The organism is Thermosynechococcus sp. B3 (assembly GCF_030323045.1).
Classification (GTDB): Bacteria; Cyanobacteriota; Cyanobacteriia; order Thermosynechococcales; family Thermosynechococcaceae; genus Thermosynechococcus.
In genome coordinates, this window is sequence record NZ_CP097584.1 from 1,610,499 (window position 1) to 1,631,726 (window position 21,228).

Sequence of the window (21,228 nt, forward strand, 5' to 3'; positions counted from 1 at the left end):
TTAGGCAGTTTCTATGACGGCGGATCCCTGGCCATTTGTGACCCCGGGTATCCCCGATGGGCTCTTTGAGCGCTTACCAGGTATTCCCCTCACCCAACGGGAAACGCGATTATTGATGCTCTCCTATTTGCGCCTTGAGCCGGACTCTTGTCTTTGGGATGTGGGCGCGGGCACGGGTACGATCGCTGTTGAGGCGGCACGCTTGGCAAAGCGGGGACAGGTGATTGCCGTTGAACGAGACGAGGAAGTGGTTGATCTGATCCAGCGCAATTGCGATCGCTTTGGCGTCAAGAATGTGCAGATTGTTGCCGGTTCCGCTCCAGATTGCTTTCCCCAGTTATGTCGCACACCGCAGCGCATTTGTCTCGAGGGGGGGCGCCCGATTAAGGAAGTTTTGCTGCAAGCGTGGGAGTATCTTGCGCCCGGTGGTCGCTTGGTGGCGATCGCCAGCAGTTTAGAAAATCTCTATGCCCTCTCTGAAGGGTTTGCGACAGTCCAAGCCCGCAGCCTAGAGGTGGTGCAATCAGTGATCAATCGTCTGGAAACGCGGGGCGGCCACCAAATTTTTGCAGCAGTGGAACCGATCTTTATTCTCAGTGGCGAGAAAATTTCCTAATGGGCAGCGGGCAACTGTGGGTGGTGGGTACCCCCATTGGCAATCTTGAGGATATAAGCGCTCGTGCCCTGCGCATTCTCAAGGCGGTGGATCTCATTGCTGCGGAGGATACACGCCACACCGGCCGCCTGTTACAGCATTTTGGCATTACCACACCCCAAATCAGTCTCCATGAGCACAATACCCAACAGCGCGTGCCCCAACTGCTTCAGCGCCTAGAGGCGGGTCAACAGATTGCCTTGGTTAGCGATGCAGGGTTACCGGGGGTGTCGGATCCCGGTTATGAATTGATCACGGCCTGTATTGCCGCAGCCATTCCGGTCACACCGATTCCCGGCGCGAATGCTGCCTTAACAGCCTTGATGGCCGCAGGATTACCGATGAATCGCTTTTGTTTTGAAGGGTTTTTGCCGACCAAGGGGCGCGATCGCCAGCAGCGATTAGCAGCACTGCAACAGGAAACGCGCACAATTCTTCTCTACGAAGCCCCCCATCGCTTGCTGCAAACGGTAACAGAGTTATGTCAAATCTTGGGGAACGATCGCCCCCTCGTCCTCGCCCGCGAACTCACAAAGCGCCACGAAGAATTTTGGCGGGGAACCCTCGGCACTGCCTGCACTTATCTACAGGAGCATCCCCCCCGTGGCGAATACACACTGGTTTTAGGCGGTGCCCCTGAACACTCTGTGGCCGTGAATCCCAATCATCTCGCAGACGAATTAGCGACACTTCTCAGCCAAGGCCTTTCTCTTACCCAAGCCAGCCGTCAACTGGCAGATCTCACAGGGCTTTCACGGCGCGACATCTATCAACTGGGACTCCAGCTCAAACAGGCATCCCCTTAACTTTCTCCCTCAAGGGCGACGGCAACCCATCCACAAATTGGGGATAGACGGGGAGTCGTGGCACTAATTCCCATCCCCACGCCTGTAATTGTTCCCTCAATGCTGCCACATTGGTGTGGGGATAGTCGGGATTGACGTGATCCAAGGGAACGATGCCCCCCAAATCGCGAGCGCCCGCGTTTAGGCACGCCCGAAAGACCTCTGGATCTGTGACCAGATTCGCAGGAATTTGAATCGTGATGTCTTCAGGCAAAAGCGATCGCGCCCAGTGTACCACGTTCGGTAATTGCCTCAGATCAAAGGGGGGCAATGCTGCTTCCTGTTGCTGGCCGGGACTGTGGGGCTGCAAAATTACCTCCTGAATATGTCCCCACCGCCGATGACACTCAGCAATGGCCGTGAGCGTTTCTGCCCAATCCTGCGGCTCTTCACCAATGCCCAAGAGCAAGCCCGTAGTGAAGGGAATGCCCAGTTCCCCGGCCTGTTCCAGTTGGTGTAAACGCAGTTGCGGATCCTTGCTAGGGGCATGGCGATGGACGCTTTGCAACAACTTCGGTGTTAATTGCTCTAGCATCAGTCCCATCGAGACATTCACCGCCTTGAGAGCGGCCATTTCTGCTCGATTGAGGGGACCCGCATTGGTATGGGGCAGAAATCCCTGATCCAAGGCTAAGGCGGCTAGATCATAGAGACGCTCTAACCATTGGGAACGCTGGGGACTGTTGGGGGCAACTTCGCCACTGAGAATCAAAATTTCTCGCACCTGTTGGGGGTCAAGCCCTGCCAACTGTTGAGCCGCCGCCTCTAAACTCAACCAACCACTCGTGCCAATATCCTGACGGAAGTTGCAGTAGGTACAGCGATTAAAACACTCGTACGTCGGTACAAGAGTAAAAGCTGGACTATAGGTGATGGTGCGATCATCGCTCATGGAGACTCACGAAAAAGTGCTCTTATCTCAGCACCCCTGCGTTCAAGGAGATAATTTCTCAATAACGGGCGATCGCGAACACGTAGAGGGCATGGCCTGCCAATAACGTTAACCACACCAGCGTTACCGTTGGCATAAAGGGTACTGCCGTGGGTTGCACCTGATGCCAAAACCAGCCACCAGAGTTAAAAGCAGCAAAAAGGGCAACATGAACCGCAAAATTCATGCGATCGTCCAAACGGCGATAGCTCGGATCACGGCGATCGGGCTTACGGGGCCAACGGGGAGGCATATAGAGGGTACCTAAATCACTTCCAGCTCGTCGGGGTGCAAATGGGCAATGAACTTGGGACTAAACCGCACCTGAATCGGGTAGTTGGGACTAATGGGACGGCCCTGCCAGTCGCTGAGAATGGCGAAAATCTCCCCTTCCATGCCCTGAATGTCAAAGGGTTCGTTACGGTGATCAGGATGGTGATAGACGATGGTAGGGGTCTTGACGCGTACCCGCAGACCGACACTTAAAGCTTGTTGCTCCATAACACTCATTCGTTTCTTGCTCTCCTCGACTGGCAGGGGTTTTGTTTTTATCGTCGCATACGGATCGGCAAGGGCGATCGCCCTAGGACAATTGAACATCAATTGTTACCATTGCCGCCCGACCTCTGTCAGTTGGCAGAGGAGATCATCGGATGACCGAGGGAGTTGCCATTGGCGCTTATTGTCATTGGTGGCATGAGGAGTAGAGAGCGCACTTGATGGCGTTTTTCGGGGCTGAGGTATTCCTGCTGGACGGAGCGCCAAGTTTGCCACTGGCGTGTTTGCTCAAGGGCAATCATTTCTGCGAGGCAAGGAGAGGCTTGGCGAAGATTGAGTCCAAGTTGGGTACGGAAAAAGTCATGGAGGACAACGCCATCGTGAAGTGTGCCTAGGAGTTCTTGCAACTGAGCAAAGGCATCTACCTGTTCAGTGAAGGTGTCTCCATAGACACTGCTAAAGAGTTCCATTTGGTAGCGTACCCGCTTGGCTTGCTTGCGTAGATCGTGGAGATCTTCACCCGCTGTTTGCAGCCACTGGGGCGGGTTACTCACCGCAAGGAAAAGGGGGCGATCGCCCTGCCATTCAATCGCCACTTGCCACCCCGGATGCAGCAACAGTTGACACACCAAGGGCAACAAAATATCTGGGGCAATCAGTTCCGTCGGTAAGTTGGCAATCTCACGATATTGAGGGGCAGCTAGCCATTCTTCTAGCCCCTGTTGCAATTTGCGATAGCGATCGCTGCGCAGCAATTGAAGGGCTTTTTGTAGCAGTTCTGTCCGTTGCTTTTCGAGTTTTTTGATCAGTTTTGCCAGTTGTTGTTGCTCAGGGCGAGGTAGGTGAGGGTAATACTGCTCCTTGAGCGCCAGCATCATCACATCCAAATCCCGTACGGGACTGAGGCTGCCGGCGATCGCCCGTACCCGCTGAATGGAGACTCCCTTGGGCAAACGTACGGTATTACAAAAGACCTCCAGAGCCGTTCGCAGGCGGCGCAAGCCCACCCGCATCTGGTGAATTGCCTCAACATCGCGATCGCGAATCACCCCCGGCTCGTGTTTGCTAATTTTGCGGTAGTACTTTTCAAAAGCGGCGTACGCGATATGCCCTAGGGTTTCCATAAGACCCCCTCCCTGCTCAACGCCTAAAGGAATACCACTATTAAATTAACGTTTATTAACCAAGGTTACTTTTATCTTAATTTTAACTTAACCATAGTTGTGGCTGAATCATGGCTCAGCAAAAAAAGCCCCGCTCGATCAGAACGGGGATCAGTGAAATCAGTGAAGTCATTCAGTAAGAGCGGAACAAAAAATTGGGAAACTTAGGCAGCCGCTAGATTTTTAGCAACAAAGTCCCAGTTCACCAGTTGGTTGAGGAAGTTATCAATGAAGTCTGGACGGCGGTTTTGGTAGTCGAGATAGTAGGCGTGCTCCCAAACATCAATCGTCAGGAGGGGCACTTGACCGTGAACCAAGGGGTTTTCGGCATTGGGGGTTTTGGTCACTTTCAGCGTACCCGCTTCGAGCACCAGCCATGCCCAACCGCTACCAAATTGGGTCGCCGCTGCATTTTTGAACTGGGACTTGAACTCGTCGTAGCTCCCAAAGGCACTGTTGATCCGGGCGGCCACATCACCCGTAGGAGCGCCACCGCCACCGGGCTTGAGGCTATTCCAGAAGAAGGTGTGATTCCACACTTGAGCCGCATTGTTGAAGATGCCCACCTTGGCAGCATCGCCATAGGTCATGCGAATGACATCTTCAAGGGATTTGTCAGCGAGTTCCGTATCTTGAGTCAGTTTATTGAGGTTATCCACGTAGGCTTTATGGTGCTTGCCATAGTGAAATTCAAAGGTTTTCGCAGACATCCCATAGGGTTCAAGGGCGCCCGGATCAAAGGGAAGGGGTTCTTGTACAAATGCCATAGTGCTCAATACCTCTCTAAAGGTGATGCAGGTTTAGGCTACTAGAGATCAGTCATCGCCAAAAGGCACCTAGCAGCAGTGCCCATCGCCTAATTAACAATTCGCAATAATTATATCATCCTCCTTTCCGCTTCAGAAAAGAGCTGTCTCGCAGCATGATATGTTCAGAGGGGTTCTTGGGTCTTGGGTTCTATGGTTGCTTCTGTCCTTCGCCTAGATCAGGTTTTGATTCCTGAGGATGCCCCGATTCGCTTTGGTACCGATGGCTGGCGCGGCATCATTGGCGCTGAGTTTACCTTTAACCGTCTGCTGCGGGCAGCCAAGGCAGCGGCGGCAGTGCTCCATCAAACCTATGGCAAGGGCACAACGCCTCGGATCATTGTGGGCTACGATCGCCGGTTTTTAGCGGAACAGTTTGCCGCAGCCGTTGCCCAATTACTGGCGAGCCAAGGCTATGAGGTGTGGCTTTCAAATTGTGCGGCACCGACCCCCGCCTTTAGTTGGGCCGTCAAAGCAGAGGGAGCCATTGGCGGCTTGGTAATGACGGCAAGTCACAATCCCGGTATCTATGCGGGACTGAAGGTGAAGGGCGCCTTTGGTGGCTCCGTACCCACGACCGTCACCCAAGCCATTGAAGCGCAGTTAGCTCAGGGAGAGCCGCCACCCGTGGGTGAGGCCAAAACAGACTATCAAGTCTTTGATCCGTGGCCCAGCTATTGTGCGGCCTTGCGCACTCATGTTGATCCAAGCCCCATTCGTGAGGCGATCGCCAGCGGTAAGCTGCGGATCTGTGCCGATGTTATGCATGGGGTGGCCGCAGGAGGGCTAGAGCGCTTGTTGGATTTAGCGATACCAGAGTTTCGGCGCGATCGCGATCCCCTCTTTGGGGGAGGTGCTCCTGAACCCATTGGCCGTTATTTAACTGCAACCCAAGAGCAACTGCGGCAACAACACAGTGCCACCCCAACAGTGTGTTTCGTCTTTGATGGTGATGCCGATCGCCTAGCAGTCATTGATGGCGAGGGGGTGCTGTACACTGCCCAAGAAATTATTCCCATCTTGATTGATCATCTGGCACAACACAGTAGCTACCGAGGGGCGGTGATCAAATCCATTAGCAGTTCTGATCTAGTGGCGCGAGTGTCCGCCCACCATGGTTTAGCGGTGATTGAAACGCCCATTGGCTTTAAGTACATTGGCGATCGCATGCTGGCAGGGGAAGCTGTCCTCTTGGGCGGTGAAGAATCAGGGGGAATTGGCTATGGCCATCATCTTCCTGAACGAGATGCCTTACTCTCAGCACTGTACCTACTACAAGCCCTAGTGACATCTGGCTTGAGCGTAGGGGAATACTATCAGCAGTTGCAGGCAACCACGAACTTTTACAGTGCCTACGATCGCGTTGATCTCACCCTCGCGTCCTTAGCGCAGCGACAACAACTAGAAGCAATCCTAGCAGCGCATCCCTTCACCCAGATTTTGGATAGCCCCGTGAGCCACTGGGAGAGCATTGACGGCTACAAGTTTCATCTGGCCGATGGCGGTTGGTTACTGATTCGCTTTAGTGGCACCGAACCCCTGCTGCGCCTCTACTGCCAAGGGAAAACGCCTGAACAGGTGCAGCGCATTTTAGAATGGGCAAGTCAATGGGCAGTTGCAGTGGCTGGCTAATCGTTAAAAAAAAACAATCGCAATGGACAACGCATCATGCCATTAGACCCATCCAGCCCAAACTCCGCTGCCACCAGTGCCCGTTCGCCCCTTTCCCTATGGACAAAACTTGCCTTTGGTGCTGGTGATCTCGGAACCGCCATCACTGCCAATTTACAGGTGTTTTTCCTGATGGTGTTCTTGACCAATGTGGCTGGCCTCAATGCGGGCTTGGCAGGCAGTGTGTTGATGATTGGCAAAATCTGGGATGCCATCAATGATCCGATCATCGGCTACCTCAGCGATCGCACCCCTGTGGGCAAGTGGGGACGCCGCCACATCTGGATGATCCTAGCAGCCCTTCCCTTTGGCATTTGCTTTTTCTTGAACTGGTGGGTACCAACGACGGATCAAGGGTTGCTCTTTGGCTACTACGTTCTCATGGGTCTCCTCTTTAACACGTTTTACACCGCAGTCAACCTACCCTACAGTGCCCTAACACCAGAACTGACAGAAGACTACAACGAACGCACTAGTCTGAATAGTTTTCGCTTTGCCTTTTCCATTGGCGGCAGTATTGGCTCACTCCTATTGGCGCAAATTCTCTTCCAAGTCATTAAGGAACCCAAAACTCAGTACATTGTCCTAGGGGGCATTGCCGCTGTATTATCTGTGCTGCCCATCTATTGGTGTGTCTGGGGCACACGGGGACGGGTACGGGAGTTTGAACGGCATACCCCCAGCAGTGGCCAAAGTCTTTTACCCTTGAAGACGCAACTGCGGTTGGTCTTTAGCAATCGGCCCTTCCTATTCGTGATGGGCATTTACCTCTGTTCTTGGCTAGCGGTGCAAATTACTGCCTCGCTGATTCCCTTTTTTATTGGCGATTGGTTGCAAATGTCCCCCGCTGAATATACGCAAGTGGCGCTGGCGGTGCAATCGACGGCGATGATCATGCTTTTTGTTTGGAGTGCCGTGAGTCGGCGTATTGGCAAGAAGGCGGTCTATTACATGGGCATGGCACTGTGGATGATTGCCCAAGCTGGCTTGTTTTTATTGCAGCCGGGACAAACAACGCTGGTCTATATCTGCGCGATTCTGGCGGGGTTTGGGGTTTCAACGGCCTACCTTGTCCCTTGGTCAATGATTCCCGATGTGATTGATCTCGATGAACTCAACAGTGGCCAACGGCGGGAGGGGATCTTCTATGCCTTTATGGTGCTACTGCAAAAAATTGGTCTTGCCTTGGGGCTATTTCTCGTCGGTCAGGCCTTGCAGTGGGCAGGCTACCTCTCCAGCGTTGCCGGTGAACCGCGCCCCGTTCAGCCCCCCTCGGCACTGTTGGCAATCCGCATTGCCATTGGACCGCTACCAACCTTTTTTCTCATTATTGGCATTGTTTTAGCCTACCTCTATCCCATTACGCAAGCGGTACACCAAGAGATTCTCTTAAGGCTGCACGCTAAACGGCAAGGAGAGGCTAGTGCATGAAGGGCTGGTACGTGGGCGATCGCGCCCTTGTTTGGGGGAAGCGCACCTACATCATGGGGATCTTAAATATCACCCCCGACAGTTTTAGCGATGGCGGTGACTTTTTTAATCCCGCCAGTGCCGTTGCCCATGCCCTTGAGATGGTGGCGGCAGGGGTTGATGTCATTGATATCGGCGGTGAGTCCACCCGTCCGGGCGCCAGTGAAGTGCCCATTAGTGCTGAGTTAGCGCGGGTGTTGCCCGTGATTGAGGGCATCCGTCAGCAGTCGCAGATTCCCATTTCCATTGATACCACCCATGCGGTGGTTGCCCGCGCAGCCGTCGAAGCCGGTGCCAATATTGTCAACGATGTCTCAGGCGGGCAGGCGGATCCGGAAATGTTTGCCACGGTAGCGGCATTGGGGGTGCCCTATATCCTCATGCATCGGCGGGGAACGCCAGCCACCATGCAGCAATTAACGGACTACGAGGATTTGATTGGTGATTTGCTTCGCTATTTTCAGGAACAAACGCAGCGGGCAGTTGCCAGCGGCATTCTCCCCGAGCATCTGATGATTGATCCCGGTATTGGCTTTGCCAAAACCACGCCCCAGAATCTCACCCTTTTACGAGAACTGCGGCAATTTCACAGCCTTGGCTATCCTCTCCTGCTGGGGCCATCGCGCAAACGCTTTATTGGTGATATCCTGAACCTGCCCAATCCTAAAGACCGGGTTTGGGGTACCGCAGCGGTCTGCTGTCATGCCATTGCCCAAGGGGTCGAGATGGTGCGTGTCCACGATGTGGCGGCAATGGTGCAGGTGTGTCGGATGGCCGATGTGCTCTGGCGATCGCCCTAGAGGGACTCAAACCACTTCAGGAGACCAATGGCTATCAGAAACAGACTGGCAGCGCCTTCTAAGTAGGGCGTAAAGTGCAGAGGGGCTTGTTCCCGTAGTTGCTGCCCCAACCAAAAGCCACTGCCAATGCAGACCCAACTGGTTACTGTACTCGCTATCACAGCACTAGCGATCGGTAACTGTGCCAAACCCGCAGCTACCCCTGTGGCAAGGTTCGTCAGGGTCAATGCTAAACCCAACAGCAGCGACTGGTAGAGCGTGAAGTCATAGGCATAGTCAAGAATCGGTAATAAGTTCGGCTTTATGGTTTTAGAGGGATGATTCAAGTTGAGCAAGACTCCCCCCAGTGCCGATGCCCCCATGACGATTAGCAAGCCACTGCCAAGCCGCTGTGTCCAAATCAACGGCACATACTGCTCTACCCACCCACCCAACTCCATGGCCAAAAAGGTACTGCCACCAGAAAGAGCCGCAATCAGGACATTCCCCAGCCAACTCATACGATAGCGGCGCAGACCATAGCTAACGGCCACGCTAAAGTTATCCATATTGGTGGCAAAACCAAAGAGTAGGGAGGCGATCGCGACTGGGAGCATTGGAACCTCTCAAGAATTCACCCTGAGCATAAGCGATTTCTAAGGACAAAGGCACCTGTTAATTAAGATGGTTTGGCGGGGCGATCGCAAATTTTCTGGGTGGATGCATATCCCTAACAACAGCAATGGATAACCAGATGTATACCCTTGCGAGGTGATCCCATGAATCTTCTCCAAGAACTCCTACAAACCGTTGAAATTGGCACTCCCCAAACCTTTGGTGGCATGACGCTGTTTCCCCTGCTGCGCCCGATTGTGGCAGAACCCGACTATTGGACGCTGACGGAAGCAATGAACCAAAACCTGCTAAAGATTACCGAGGTGTCTGAAGGGGGGCATGTGCCTGAACTCCTGTGCCATAACTGGAGCGATCGCTCGGTACTGCTTGTGGATGGGGAAGAACTCGTCGGTGCCAAGCAAAACCGTATTCTTAACCTCACAGTACTTGTACCTGCCCACACTGATCTGAAAATTCCCGTCTCCTGTGTTGAACGGGGTCGCTGGCACTACCGCTGCCGTGAGTTTGCCGCTGCTGATCGCGCCTACCATGCCACAGGGCGCGCCAAGAAACTCCGCTATGTTACAGAGTCGTTGAAACACAGGGGAAGCCGCCGTGCTGATCAGGGGGAAATCTGGGCGGATGTCGATGACCATCTGCTTTTCTTTGCTTGCAAGTCCGCCACCGATGCCCTCGCTGATGTTTATGAAAAAGAAGCCCACTCCCTCGATGAGTACGTCCAAGCATTTCGGGCGATCGCCCAGCAGATTGGTGCGCTTTTCGTCGTGCACGGTCAAATTTTGGGCTTGGAACTCTTTGACTTCCCTGCTACCTTTGGCAAACTGCTCCCCAAATTCAGCCGCAGCTACGGCCTTGAAGCCCTGAAACCCTCTCTTTCTCACGGTTCAGAAGTCACAACTGCCGATGCTAAAGCCTTTTTGACGACTGTGGCGGCTGCAACGGCTGAAACCTTTGAGGCCTTGGCCGAAGGCACAGATGTGCGGCTCACCCATCCCGAAGTCATTGGTAGTGCCCTTGTGGCCAAGGGGCGAGTGGTGCACTTGAGCGCCTTTCCCACCGAGATCACCCAGTCCAAACGCCGGCGGTCAGGTTGGGCAATTTAAGTCCTAGGGACAATTGCTGCGCCCCGGTGCCGGCACACACAAATCCCATTCCGCATTGAAGGGTTCGTAACCGAGAGCCACCCCCGCCCGTTCTGCTTGGTAGCGCACCTCCTCAAAGCAGTCAAAGCCATCGGGGCGCACGGCAATAATAATGTACTCGCGATCGCTCTGACGGCGGAGATTGGCCAACAAAATGGCCAGCGTGGAAGTGGGCTTGCCGAGGTCTGCTTTGGACACCAGCACCTTTTGGGGATGGATGATCACCCCCTCGCGACGGCACTCCAGATAGCGGGGGGTACGCCCGTCATTTTGGGCATTTTCCCGTGCCAAAATTTGCACATTGGTACGTTCTCGCCCAAGGCTACTAGCACTAATCACCACCACCAGCAGGATCAGCGTGCCAATGGTGCAGGCCAAGATCGAGAGGAAGGGAAATAAGTCCAGTTGTAAATGGTGGGATTGACGCCGCCGCACAGCCTGATGCCTTACATAATTTTGGGCACACGGAAAAAGTCATCCTCGCGATCCGGGGCGATCGCCAGTAGATCCTCGCGATTTGGCCAAGGCTCCAACACATCGGGACGGGTTACATTACTGACTTCAATCGCACGGGTCGTCGGTGGAATATCCGTGACATCCAGTTCACTCAATTGGTTCACATAGTCAAGGATGCTATCTAGTTGCTGGGTCAGGGCTTCAATCTCGCTTTCATCAAGGGCGAGGCGAGCCAAGTGAGCCACCTTGCGCACATCCTCTGCGGTAATGACTTTTGTTGCCATGTGTACTCCCTTAGAAATAAACATCCATCCTGGAGCGACCCGTGGTCTTCAGCCAGTTTTGCGCCTCGATATAGTTATTGGGCGCCAGTTGAATCGCCCGTTTCCAGTAGTCTGCGGCGCGATCGAAGAGTTGTTCAGCCTCCTCGGAACGCTGTTGCTCCTCTGCCTGTGTGCCCAAGTAGTGGTAGATCACCGCGATATTATTAAGGGCTTGGGGCATGCGGGGATTGAGTTCAAGGGCTTGGTGATAATACTCTAGGGCTTTTTCATGATCGCCGTTACTGGCGTGGATCAGGCCAATGTTGTAGAGAATGTAGCTGCGATCGTTGGGGTCTTCCTCTAGTTCTAGGGCTGCTTGGTAGTTCTCCAGTGCCTCAGCATATTCCCCGTCCGCTTGGGCAGACATGCCATCGCGATAATAGGCAAAGGCGGTTTTTGATTGCGAACTAGTGGGCAAGACCTTGAGAATCAGGTCAGCCATGACCGTAAAGGTTTTGTCAATAAAATTGTCGTTCCGTTGTGATCGCGGCATAGGGCTTCCTTGAACGGTCTCTTGCTTAGTGTATCAAAAGCACTCCCAAGGGCGCCCCCTAGCCAATGCCTAAGATTTGTAGCATTCCACCAAGAAGCCCCTACCCCAGACCTAAGATCGTCATACAGCCCTTTTCTTGAGATGTGGCGTGTACGAATGAGGAGAGCATCCTATCCTCCAGCAGTTTTGACTGTTTTCAGCGTGTGCCATCCTTGGGAAAAGGGCTGTAGTGGCCATCCGTGCCCTGATGCTCACCAGATGTTGGGAGTTTAAGATTTATGATTGAAAATATTCTATTGGCAGACTCAGGAACTGGACAATCCGAACAAATGCTCAAGTCGCTGATGGAGTTGCCAGCGATTCAACGGGCTGCCGTCACTGTTTTGCACGTGATTCCACCGAAAATTACTGCCGAGGAGATGGCCGAACAACGTCAAGCGGGTGCCAAACTCCTAGCGGAAGCCGTTGCTCGACTGCATCTTGACCCAGTGATTAGTGTCAATACCATGCTGCGGGAGGGGGATCCCAAAGATACCGTGTTGCACGTGGCCGATGAAATCAATGCCGACTTAATCATCATGGGATCGCGGGGACTCAAGCGCCTGCAATCCATTCTCGAAAACTCCGTCAGCCAGTATGTGTTTCAACTGTCTTCCCGACCGATGTTGCTGGTGCGCGATGACCTCTTTGTGAAGAAAATCAACCGCATCATGGTAGCGCTCAATAATTCCGCCGCAGCCAAGGCCTCCTTGGACTTAGCCGTACGCCTGATGGAGGGGGTCAAGGGCGGTAAATTGATTCTTGCCCACGTCAATCCCGACCTCAAGGGTCATGCTGATACCCCCAGCACGGCTGCTGAAAAAGATCCGATTCTCTCGGAAGCCGCAACGGTGGCCAAGCAGCGGGGTGTGGAATACCAGTGTGTCCTGACCACCGGCAAGCCCAGTGAAGAAATCTGCCGCATTGCTGCTGATACCAATGCCGATCTCCTCGTTCTGGGTTCCCCGGATCGGCGTCCGTCCATCGCCCGCAGTTTGCCCGATTTAGATCGCCTCTTGGGCACCTCCCTTTCAGACTATGTGCGGGTCTATGCTGAGTGCCCCGTGCTCTTTGTGCGACAATTGGAGGCGTAGTCTGGGCTAGCGGCGGTGAGCCTTTTTGATGATCTGCGCTGGCAGGGCGATCGCCAGGGGCGACAATTGGCTGAAGCCCTTGAGTACAGCTTTCGCCAACTCTTTCGCCAGCAAACGGAGCCATTTTGGGAGGATTCCCCCTCCTTAGAGGCATGGCTACGCTGGTTCTTTCAAGGGGTCTTGCTCGTTGGCCTTGGACTCGCCCTCTATTTCCTAGGGCGCAGCCTGTGGCGATGGTGGCAGCGGCGATCGCGATCCTCCTCAGCAACACTGGTTTCTACCCTTGAGGAGCGACCGCGGCCTGTGCGCGAGTGGCTGGAACTTGCTCAAGACCTGCAATTGGCGGGGGATTATGGGGGTGCTTGTCGTGCCCTCTACATGGCCTTGCTCTATCGGTTGCAGGAAGCGGGCTGGCTACGGCTACAGCCCCACTGGACCAATGGCGACTATCTACGGGAATTGGAGCGACTCTTTCAACTGGGGGAGCGATCGCCAGCCGTGCGGCGGAGTATTCAGCACCTCTTTCAAGTTCACAGTCGCAGTTACTATGGCGCCGAGGCGGTGGATGCCCAAACCCTAGCCACCTGTCAAGCCGCCTATTTTGAGGTGGACCCCTTCCTGCGGGAGCGCCAGCAATGATCGCGATCAACCGTCGCCAGTGGTTTTTCCTCGGCTTCGCTGTCCTTGTGCTGCTGGTGGTCGGCCTCCTGATTCTGGCGGCGGCGCCGAGTAGCCGCGCTGGCTCCTCCTTTGATGCCTCCCCTTGGGGCACGCAGCAGTTTTATACCTACCTAGAGCAGCAGGGGTTTCGGGTGGAGCGCTGGCAGCGGAACTATAACAACCTCAGGGGCACAGGGCACATTCTTATTCAGATTAGTGGTCGTCCCATTGGTTGGTCACCGTCCCTTGTGGAGTGGCTGGCTCAGGGCAATACGCTGGTGCGCTTCTACTGGCATGGTGAACCCACCGCAGCCCCCTTTGCGGCACGGCTCTCGACGCCCCAGGGCAAGGTCTTGATTGAAACCCGCCGCCGCGTTCCTTTCCAGCAGGGCGATCGCTCTCTCCTCAAGGATGATCACGGTTTGATTGTCTATCTCAGACGCTCTAATAGTCCCCATAACCATGAACAGCGTATCCTTGGCGTCTATCCTTGGTTGGTGGCCAATGTCTATGGCGGCGAAACGGCCCTTGCCAACTTTGCGGTTGTGGCTCAGCTCTTGCAGGAGGTGGCCGAACCAGGGGCAACGATATACTTTGATGAATGGCTCCACGGCTACCGCCAACGCACTCCAGAGGATGTGGTCAGGGAGACGGTGCCTGAAACCCTCTTCGACTACTTCAGTCGTACCCCTTGGCTGGCTGTGGGGGTGCAATTCAGCCTCTTGCTCCTCTTTTTGCTATGGCAGCAAAGTCAACGTTTTGGCCCACCCCTATTGGAAAAAGAACCTGTGGCCAGTAATAGTGCCGCCTACATTGCAGCCCTCGCAGGCGTTCTTGAGCGGGCACAGCAGCGGCACTTTGTCCTAGAACAGCTGCAAGATCGCTTTCGCTATGATTTAGCCAACCAACTCGGCCTTGCCGCCAATCCTCACCATCTGCCTAGGGATTCAGAACTCATTCAGGCATGGCAGACCACAACGGGGCGATCGCCGCAACACCTGCAAGACCTCCTCAGTATTCCCCACAGCATTGATGATTCTCAGTTACTCAAGTGGCTAGAGCAGGCCGGCAGTGCCCTACAGGCTCTGAAAAGGGCTGTCTAATAATCTAGCCCTTCGGCTTTGTCTTCACACACACGGGTCCATAGACAAGAGTTTGGCAAGCCAAGCGATAATTCTCTGGCTTACGGCGGAGCTTGCGTTCTTCCACTGGTGTGCGGGGGGAAAGGTTTTCCATACCCTCGACGATCTCAACAATACAGGTGCCACACTGGCCGTAGCCCCCACAATTCAAGAACTTGCCCTTGAGGGTGTAGAGGTCAACCCCCGCTTCCATTGCTTTTAAGCGCAGATTCGCGCCGTTGGCAGCAATAATTTCTTTGTTTTCGTTAACAAACTTAATATTTGTGGCCACAAATTCAGCTTTGCTTGCCATAGGAACCTACGCTAGTTACCATTCTTAATACATTCTCATTTTGGCAGAAAAACTGCCCAACCGTAGCTGAAGTTACGGGTAAATTGGCCGTTAAACTCTTAGTAGGGAAGCGGTTATGACCGTGATCCGGCTGCTTAATAAAATTTGTTCATGCAAACGCTAAATTTTTGTATAGGAGGAGCGTAGTCAATGGGACTACCTTGGTACCGAGTCCACACTGTCCTGATCAATGATCCAGGGCGGTTGATTGCGGCCCACCTGATGCACACGGCATTGGTCGCCGGTTGGGCAGGGTCGATGGCTCTTTATGAGCTAGCTATTTTTGATCCCAGTGATCCCGTTCTCAACCCAATGTGGCGGCAGGGAATGTTTGTGTTGCCCTTCATGGCACGGTTGGGGGTCACGGGGTCTTGGAGCGGTTGGAGTATTACTGGCGAAACAGGGATTGACCCCGGTTTTTGGAGCTTTGAGGGGGTTGCCCTCGCTCACATCGTCCTGTCAGGTCTGTTGTTCTTGGCGGCCTGCTGGCACTGGGTCTATTGGGATTTGGAACTCTTCCGCGATCCTCGCACCGGTGAGCCTGCCCTCGACTTGCCGAAAATGTTTGGCATTCACCTGTTCCTTGCCGGTTTACTCTGCTTTAGCTTTGGTGCTTTTCACCTGACCGGTCTCTTTGGTCCTGGGATGTGGGTCTCTGACCCCTATGGCTTGACGGGCAGTGTCCAGCCTGTGGCACCCGAATGGGGACCCGATGGCTTTAATCCCTACAACCCCGGTGGTGTGGTTGCTCACCATATCGCCGCAGGCATTGTCGGTATTATTGCTGGTTTATTCCACCTGCTGGTACGTCCACCCCAACGACTTTACAAAGCTCTGCGCATGGGGAATATTGAAACGGTACTCTCCAGCAGTATTGCTGCCGTCTTCTTTGCTGCCTTTGTCGTTGCCGGCACGATGTGGTATGGCAGTGCCACCACGCCCATTGAACTCTTTGGGCCGACTCGCTATCAGTGGGACAGTGGCTACTTCCAACAGGAAATTAACCGCCGCGTGCAGGCCTCCCTCGCCAGTGGCGCCACCCTTGAAGAGGCTTGGTCAGCCATTCCAGAGAAACTGGCCTTCTACGATTACATTGGCAACAACCCCGCCAAAGGAGGTCTCTTCCGTACGGGCCCGATGAACAAAGGGGATGGGATTGCCCAAGCTTGGAAAGGCCATGCCGTCTTCCGCAACAAAGAGGGTGAAGAACTCTTTGTCCGTCGCATGCCTGCCTTCTTTGAAAGCTTCCCCGTCATCCTCACCGATAAGAATGGCGTTGTCAAAGCCGACATTCCCTTCCGTCGTGCCGAGTCGAAGTATAGCTTTGAGCAACAAGGCGTGACCGTCAGCTTCTACGGTGGTGAATTGAACGGCCAAACCTTCACCGATCCACCCACCGTTAAGAGCTATGCCCGTAAAGCTATCTTCGGTGAGATCTTTGAATTCGATAAGGAAACCCTCAACTCCGACGGGATTTTCCGCACCAGTCCCCGTGGCTGGTTTACCTTCGGCCATGCGGTGTTTGCCTTGCTCTTCTTCTTTGGTCACATTTGGCATGGTGCCCGCACGCTGTTCCGCGATGTCTTCTCTGGGATTGATCCCGAACTGTCGCCGGAGCAAGTGGAATGGGGCTTCTACCAAAAAGTGGGCGATGTCACCACTCGTCGCAAAGAAGCTGTCTAGTCATTCCTAGGGGACTACTATGGAAACCATCACCTACGTTTTCATCTTTGCCTGCATTATCGCGCTGTTCTTCTTTGCCATCTTCTTCCGTGAGCCTCCTCGGATCACCAAGAAGTAGCCTCTGATCCATCAGCGAATAGGTCTTTAATACTTGCCGATCGCCCCTGCGGTCGGTTTTTTGATTTTTATGTGATGCTCAAGAGATGATGCCTGCCGATTCCTGAATCTTTCGCTCTTGAAGCCACGGTTTCTGGTACAGTCTTTATGGCACGGTGGGACGGCCAAGCTTGTTGTCTGTCAATCGCTAAGGAGAAACCTCTGAGTACCCGAGTCATTATTGTCCGCCACGGTGAAAGCACGTTTAATGTCCAAGAGCGGGTGCAAGGTCACAGTGATGCCTCTTCGCTCACGGAACGCGGTCATTGGATGGCAGCCCAAGTGGGTCTCGCTCTACGGGGCATTCCCATCCGCAAGATTTACACCAGTCCCCTGAAACGGGCAACGGAAACCGCAGAGGGCATCCATGCTCAGCTCCAAGACCCGCAACTCAAGCCACCCCATTCCCTTGATTTACTCAAAGAGATTGCGCTGCCCGCTTGGGAAGATCTGCCCTTTGCCGAAGTGAAGGCACGGTTTCCCGAGGACTATCGCCGCTGGCAGGAAGCCCCAGAAACCTTGATGATGAAAATCACCACGGAGAGTGGCCAAACCAAGGAGTTTTTTCCGCTATTGGATCTCTACGATCGCGCGGGCATGGTTTTGGAAGCGCTGCTGACGGCTCACGAAAATGAAACCATTGTCATTGTCGGCCACAGCGGTATGAATCGTGCCCTGATTTGCACGGGTCTCGGCTTGGGGGTCAAGGGCTATTTGCGGCTGCAGCAGGCCAATGGCGGCATTAGTGTCCTCAATTTCAGCAACGGCTTGCGACAACCCGCACAACTAGAAGCCCTCAATCTCACGAGCCATCTTAATGATCCCTTTCCGCAACCCCGTTTCAAGGAGCAAACGCTGCGCATCTTTTTGGTGCGCCATGGTGAAACCGACTGGAATCGCGAGGGACGCTTCCAAGGGCAAATTGATGTGCCCCTGAATGAAAATGGCCGTGCCCAAGCGGCGGCGGTGGCCGAGTTCCTCAAGGCGGTGCCCTTTCACCATGCCTTGAGTAGTCCCCTACGGCGGCCCAAGGATACGGCCTTGGCGATTTTGCAGTACCACCCTGATGTCGAGCTAGCGCTAGAACCAGCCCTTGCCGAGATTAGCCACGGGGATTGGGAGGGCAAGTTTGAACCGGAGGTGGCGGCGGCCTATCCGGGGGAACTGGAACGCTGGCGCACAACCCCGGCCCTGGTGCAAATGCCCAATGGGGAAAACCTCGAACAGGTGCGCGATCGCGTGGTTAAGGCATGGGAAGAGTGGCTGAAGCGCTGGAAAACCAATGCTCCCACCCCCCACAATGTTTTGGTTGTGGCTCATGATGCCACTAATAAGGTCTTGCTCTGCCACATTGTTGGCCTAGGCATTGAAAACTTCTGGCTCTTTAAGCAGGGCAATGGCAGCGTCACGGTAATTGACTATCCCCTCAAGGGCGGTCTGCCGCGATTGCAGGCAGTGAATATCACCACCCATTTGGGGGGCGTGCTGGATCGGACGGCGGCGGGAGCCTTGTAAGCCATGGTGTGGCGACTGTTGCAACAGGTGCGGCTGCTGGATCCGGTCAACCGCCAAGATCAACGCGCCGATGTGCTGCTGGCGGCGGATCAATTGGTGGCGATCGCCCCCCAAGAGGTGCCTGCTGACGCCGAAATCATTGATGCCTCAGAATGGGTGTTGGCTCCCCCCTTAGTGGATCTCTACAGCCACAGTGGTCAACCCGGTTATGAGGCGCGAGAAACCCTTGAGACACTCTTGGCCGCCGCTGCTGCTGGGGGGGTGCAGCATTTAACCCTCTTACCAACCACAAACCCCGTGATTGACCATCCTGCTGTTTGGCAAGCGCTGCAACAGGAGATACCAACCACCGCTTGGTCACAGGTACGGGTTTGGGGCGCACTCACCCAAGGATGCCAAGGGACGGCTTTAACCGATTTAGCGGAACTAGCCGCCAGTGGGGTAGTTGGCTTTTGTGATGATCGGGGGTTGACCCATTGGCCTTTGGTGCAGCGGGCACTCACCTATCTCCAGCCCCTAGGCAAACCCGTTGCCCTTTGGCCCTTTGACCCGGCCTTGGCCGCCAATGGGGTGGCGCGGCAAAGTGGGGTAGCCACTCGTCTCGGATTGGTGGAGCAACTGGTCTGCTGTGAAACCATTCCCCTATTGGCGATTTTGGAATTGGCACGCACCGTCTCAACCTCCATTCACCTCATGCGCCTGTCAACCGCTCGCAGTGTCGAGATTCTCGCTAAGGACAAACCTGAACAGGTCAGTGCCAGTGTGTCGTGGTTACATTTGCTCTTTACGGTTGAGGATCTAGCCAGTTACGATCCGCATCTGCGCCTTGACCCGCCCCTAGGAACGGCCAGCGATCGCCAAGCCTTGATCGAAGGACTCAAAACGGGGGTTATTGAGGCGATTGCCATTGACCACACCCCCTTGCTCTATGAAGAAAAAATGGTTTCCTTTGCCGAGGCACTCCCCGGTGCCATTGGTCTCGAATTAGCCCTACCCGCCCTCTGGCAGGAACTGGTTGCCAAGGAATACTTGAGTGCCCTTGACCTGTGGCATGCCCTCAGTACGGCACCGGCGCGGATTTTGAGCATTGAGCCACCCCGCCTCGAACTGAACAGTCGCCACTTTGTGCTTTTTGATCCGACGGTGACTTGGACAGTGACACACCAAAGCCTGCGATCGCGCGCTCACAATACGCCCTTTTGGCAGCACTCCCTGCGGGGTCAATTAGTGTCCTTTTCACCCAGCATCAACTCTGGCCGCACCCACTGATCAAATTCCTCAGCCGTAAGATACCCCAATTCCACCGCCGCTTCCTTCAGGGTTTTACCTTCGCTGTAGGCCTTTTTTGCGACGGCTGCTGCCTTGTCGTAGCCAATGTGGGGGTTCAAGGCCGTTACCAACATGAGCGATCGCTGCAAATGGCGCTGAATTTGCTCCCGATTGGGTTCAATGCCCGCTAGACAAAACTGGGTAAAGGCTTCCCCGGCATCACTCAGCAGTTCAATGGAGCGCAGCACATTGTGAATGATCAGGGGCTTATAAACATTGAGTTCAAAATTCCCTTGACTGCCGGCGATGCCCACTGCGGCGTCGTTGCCCATCACCTGCACACAGACCATTGTTAGGGCTTCACATTGGGTGGGATTCACCTTGCCGGGCATAATCGACGACCCTGGCTCATTAGCAGGTAAGATCAGTTCTCCTAGACCACAACGGGGGCCTGAAGCCAACCAACGAATATCATTGGCCATTTTCATCATCGCTGCGGCCAATGTTTTCAGGGCACCACTGAGCATCACCAAGGGATCATGGGCGGCCAAAGCGGCAAAGGGGTTCTCGGCTTTGCAGAAGGGATACCCCGTCATCTCTGCCAGTTCCGCTGCCACGCGATCGCCAAAACCGGCGGGGGTATTCAAACCCGTCCCCACGGCCGTACCGCCAATGGCAAGGGGATACAGATGCTGGAGTGCGTATTCAATATGGCCTTGACAGGCAGCAATTTGACTGGCATAGCCCGAGAATTCTTGGCCTAGGGTGAGAGGCACGGCATCCATCAAGTGGGTGCGCCCAATTTTAATAATGTCGGCAAAGGCCGTCACTTTTTCCTGCAATACCGCCAGTAAGTGCCACAGCATCGGCAACAGGCGCTGGTGGAGGGCAATGACCGTGGCAATATGCATCGCCGCCGGAAAGGTGTCATTAGAAGACTGGCTACAGTTCACATGGTCATTGGGATGAATTGGCGTTTTGCTCCCCTTAACGCCCCCCGCCAGTTCAATGGCACGGTTGGCAATCACCTCATTCACATTCATATTGGTTTGGGTACCGCTGCCGGTCTGCCAGATGGAAAGGGGAAACTGATCATCCCAGCGCCCTTCAATGACCTCATCGGCTGCTTGCATAATCCATGCTGCTTTATCGGTAGCTAAAACCCCTAAATCGCGGTTGGCGATCGCGGCTGCCTTCTTTAGCCGTGCCATGGCATGAATAACCTCGAGGGGCATGCGCTCGTGACTGATGGGAAAATACTTTAGGGAGCGCGCCGTCTGGGCACCCCAGTAGCAGTCCGCTGGTACCTCAATGGCGCCGAGGGAGTCGTATTCTAGGCGAGTTGCAATTGTCATGATTCGTCATACCGAGGGGGAGAACCCATCTCTCATCATTGCAGAAGAAGAGCCAATGCTTACCTTAGACCTATCAGAGATAGAGTGGCAACAACTGAAATAGTCTAAGTCAATAT

The 21,228-nt window shown here is 54.3% G+C and carries 24 protein-coding genes; 13 read left to right on the top strand and 11 right to left on the bottom strand.

The annotated features are described in order from the left end of the window. Window positions 1-13 precede the first annotated feature (13 nt). Both cbiT and rsmI read left to right on the top strand, forming a co-directional pair. Window positions 14-616: a precorrin-6Y C5,15-methyltransferase subunit CbiT gene (cbiT, locus tag M0646_RS08070; RefSeq protein WP_149819795.1), complete on the top strand. Its 603-nt coding sequence runs from the start codon at window positions 14-16 to the stop codon at window positions 614-616. After that, window positions 616-1,461: a 16S rRNA (cytidine(1402)-2'-O)-methyltransferase gene (rsmI, locus tag M0646_RS08075; protein WP_149819797.1), complete on the top strand. Its 846-nt coding sequence runs from the start codon at window positions 616-618 to the stop codon at window positions 1,459-1,461. The genes cbiT and rsmI overlap by 1 nt, the downstream gene beginning before the upstream one ends. Here the strand turns inward: rsmI and cofG are convergent. The 5 genes from cofG to M0646_RS08100 form a co-directional block, all read right to left on the bottom strand. After that, window positions 1,442-2,392 carry a 7,8-didemethyl-8-hydroxy-5-deazariboflavin synthase subunit CofG gene (cofG, locus tag M0646_RS08080; RefSeq protein ID WP_286625265.1) on the bottom strand — a complete coding sequence of 317 codons (951 nt, stop codon included), beginning with the start codon at window positions 2,390-2,392 and terminating at the stop codon, window positions 1,442-1,444. The genes rsmI and cofG overlap by 20 nt on opposite strands. Window positions 2,393-2,450: 58 nt before the next feature. Further along, on the bottom strand, window positions 2,451-2,684 hold the full coding sequence (locus M0646_RS08085; protein WP_149819801.1) for a hypothetical protein: 234 nt from the start codon (window positions 2,682-2,684) through the stop codon (window positions 2,451-2,453). 11 nt (window positions 2,685-2,695) lie between these two features. Beyond that, window positions 2,696-2,941 (bottom strand): ferredoxin-thioredoxin reductase variable chain, encoded by a 246-nt coding sequence (locus M0646_RS08090; RefSeq protein WP_149819803.1) that lies wholly within the window; start codon window positions 2,939-2,941, stop codon window positions 2,696-2,698. A 119-nt stretch (window positions 2,942-3,060) separates the two neighbouring features. Then, window positions 3,061-4,053, bottom strand: a complete 993-nt coding sequence (locus M0646_RS08095; protein ID WP_149819805.1) for a CHAD domain-containing protein — start codon at window positions 4,051-4,053, stop codon at window positions 3,061-3,063. Window positions 4,054-4,256: 203 nt separating this feature from the next. Then, window positions 4,257-4,859 carry a superoxide dismutase gene (locus M0646_RS08100; protein ID WP_149819807.1) on the bottom strand — a complete coding sequence of 201 codons (603 nt, stop codon included), beginning with the start codon at window positions 4,857-4,859 and terminating at the stop codon, window positions 4,257-4,259. 192 nt (window positions 4,860-5,051) lie between these two features. Between M0646_RS08100 and M0646_RS08105 the strand changes: the two genes are divergently transcribed. From M0646_RS08105 to folP, 3 genes are read left to right on the top strand one after another with little or no spacing between them, the layout of a single operon-like run. Then, the gene (locus M0646_RS08105) at window positions 5,052-6,530 is read left to right on the top strand and encodes a phosphoglucomutase/phosphomannomutase family protein (RefSeq protein ID WP_149819810.1); all 1,479 of its coding nucleotides are present in this window, start codon (window positions 5,052-5,054) and stop codon (window positions 6,528-6,530) included. Window positions 6,531-6,566: 36 nt separating this feature from the next. After that, window positions 6,567-8,000 carry an MFS transporter gene (locus tag M0646_RS08110; protein WP_286649503.1) on the top strand — a complete coding sequence of 478 codons (1,434 nt, stop codon included), beginning with the start codon at window positions 6,567-6,569 and terminating at the stop codon, window positions 7,998-8,000. Continuing rightward, on the top strand, window positions 7,997-8,839 hold the full coding sequence (folP, locus tag M0646_RS08115) for a dihydropteroate synthase (protein ID WP_286649504.1): 843 nt from the start codon (window positions 7,997-7,999) through the stop codon (window positions 8,837-8,839). Before M0646_RS08110 ends, folP begins: the two co-directional genes overlap by 4 nt. Here folP and M0646_RS08120 read toward each other — a convergent pair. Further along, window positions 8,836-9,435 carry a hypothetical protein gene (locus M0646_RS08120; protein ID WP_286649505.1) on the bottom strand — a complete coding sequence of 200 codons (600 nt, stop codon included), beginning with the start codon at window positions 9,433-9,435 and terminating at the stop codon, window positions 8,836-8,838. The two genes, folP and M0646_RS08120, sit on opposite strands and share 4 nt — an antisense overlap. A 162-nt stretch (window positions 9,436-9,597) precedes the next feature. Here M0646_RS08120 and M0646_RS08125 point away from each other — a divergent pair, with 162 nt between their 5' ends. After that, window positions 9,598-10,557, top strand: a complete 960-nt coding sequence (locus M0646_RS08125; protein ID WP_286649506.1) for an ARPP-1 family domain-containing protein — start codon at window positions 9,598-9,600, stop codon at window positions 10,555-10,557. Between the two features lie 3 nt (window positions 10,558-10,560). Here M0646_RS08125 and M0646_RS08130 read toward each other — a convergent pair whose 3' ends face one another. From M0646_RS08130 to M0646_RS08140, 3 genes are read right to left on the bottom strand one after another with little or no spacing between them, the layout of a single operon-like run. Further along, entirely contained in the window at window positions 10,561-11,031 is a 471-nt protein-coding gene (locus M0646_RS08130; RefSeq protein WP_286649507.1) for a hypothetical protein, read from the bottom strand. 11 nt (window positions 11,032-11,042) lie between these two features. Next, window positions 11,043-11,336 (bottom strand): Asp-tRNA(Asn)/Glu-tRNA(Gln) amidotransferase subunit GatC, encoded by a 294-nt coding sequence (gatC, locus tag M0646_RS08135; protein ID WP_149819822.1) that lies wholly within the window; start codon window positions 11,334-11,336, stop codon window positions 11,043-11,045. Between the two features lie 10 nt (window positions 11,337-11,346). Further along, window positions 11,347-11,868, bottom strand: coding sequence for a photosystem I assembly protein Ycf3 (locus M0646_RS08140; RefSeq protein ID WP_286625271.1), 522 nt, complete (start codon window positions 11,866-11,868; stop codon window positions 11,347-11,349). A gap of 278 nt (window positions 11,869-12,146) precedes the next feature. Here M0646_RS08140 and M0646_RS08145 point away from each other — a divergent pair, with 278 nt between their 5' ends. The 3 genes from M0646_RS08145 to M0646_RS08155 are packed head-to-tail and all read left to right on the top strand — an operon-like array spanning window position 12,147 to window position 14,764. Further along, on the top strand, window positions 12,147-13,001 hold the full coding sequence (locus M0646_RS08145; RefSeq protein ID WP_286649508.1) for a universal stress protein: 855 nt from the start codon (window positions 12,147-12,149) through the stop codon (window positions 12,999-13,001). Window positions 13,002-13,016: 15 nt separating this feature from the next. Further along, window positions 13,017-13,640 carry a DUF4129 domain-containing protein gene (locus tag M0646_RS08150; protein ID WP_286625274.1) on the top strand — a complete coding sequence of 208 codons (624 nt, stop codon included), beginning with the start codon at window positions 13,017-13,019 and terminating at the stop codon, window positions 13,638-13,640. Next, a complete protein-coding gene (locus tag M0646_RS08155) occupies window positions 13,637-14,764 on the top strand; it encodes a DUF4350 domain-containing protein (RefSeq protein ID WP_286625275.1) in 1,128 nt (375 codons plus the stop codon). Before M0646_RS08150 ends, M0646_RS08155 begins: the two co-directional genes overlap by 4 nt. A gap of 4 nt (window positions 14,765-14,768) precedes the next feature. On the opposite strand, the gene M0646_RS08160 is transcribed toward M0646_RS08155, so the two are convergent. Then, window positions 14,769-15,095, bottom strand: a complete 327-nt coding sequence (locus M0646_RS08160) for a 2Fe-2S iron-sulfur cluster-binding protein (protein ID WP_286625277.1) — start codon at window positions 15,093-15,095, stop codon at window positions 14,769-14,771. A 189-nt stretch (window positions 15,096-15,284) separates the two neighbouring features. Between M0646_RS08160 and psbB the strand changes: the two genes are divergently transcribed. The 4 genes from psbB (at window position 15,285) to M0646_RS08180 (ending at window position 19,757) form a co-directional block, all read left to right on the top strand. Then, window positions 15,285-16,817 carry a photosystem II chlorophyll-binding protein CP47 gene (gene psbB, locus M0646_RS08165; RefSeq protein WP_149819834.1) on the top strand — a complete coding sequence of 511 codons (1,533 nt, stop codon included), beginning with the start codon at window positions 15,285-15,287 and terminating at the stop codon, window positions 16,815-16,817. Between the two features lie 19 nt (window positions 16,818-16,836). After that, a complete protein-coding gene (locus tag M0646_RS08170) occupies window positions 16,837-16,935 on the top strand; it encodes a photosystem II reaction center protein T (RefSeq protein ID WP_011057371.1) in 99 nt (32 codons plus the stop codon). A 146-nt stretch (window positions 16,936-17,081) separates the two neighbouring features. Further along, entirely contained in the window at window positions 17,082-18,488 is a 1,407-nt protein-coding gene (locus M0646_RS08175) for a histidine phosphatase family protein (RefSeq protein ID WP_286625282.1), read from the top strand. A gap of 3 nt (window positions 18,489-18,491) precedes the next feature. After that, complete coding sequence (locus M0646_RS08180; RefSeq protein ID WP_286625284.1) at window positions 18,492-19,757, top strand: dihydroorotase; 1,266 nt, start codon at window positions 18,492-18,494, stop codon at window positions 19,755-19,757. Here M0646_RS08180 and fumC read toward each other — a convergent pair. Beyond that, on the bottom strand, window positions 19,709-21,112 hold the full coding sequence (gene fumC, locus M0646_RS08185) for a class II fumarate hydratase (RefSeq protein ID WP_286625285.1): 1,404 nt from the start codon (window positions 21,110-21,112) through the stop codon (window positions 19,709-19,711). The two genes, M0646_RS08180 and fumC, sit on opposite strands and share 49 nt — an antisense overlap. Window positions 21,113-21,228: the final 116 nt, after the last annotated feature.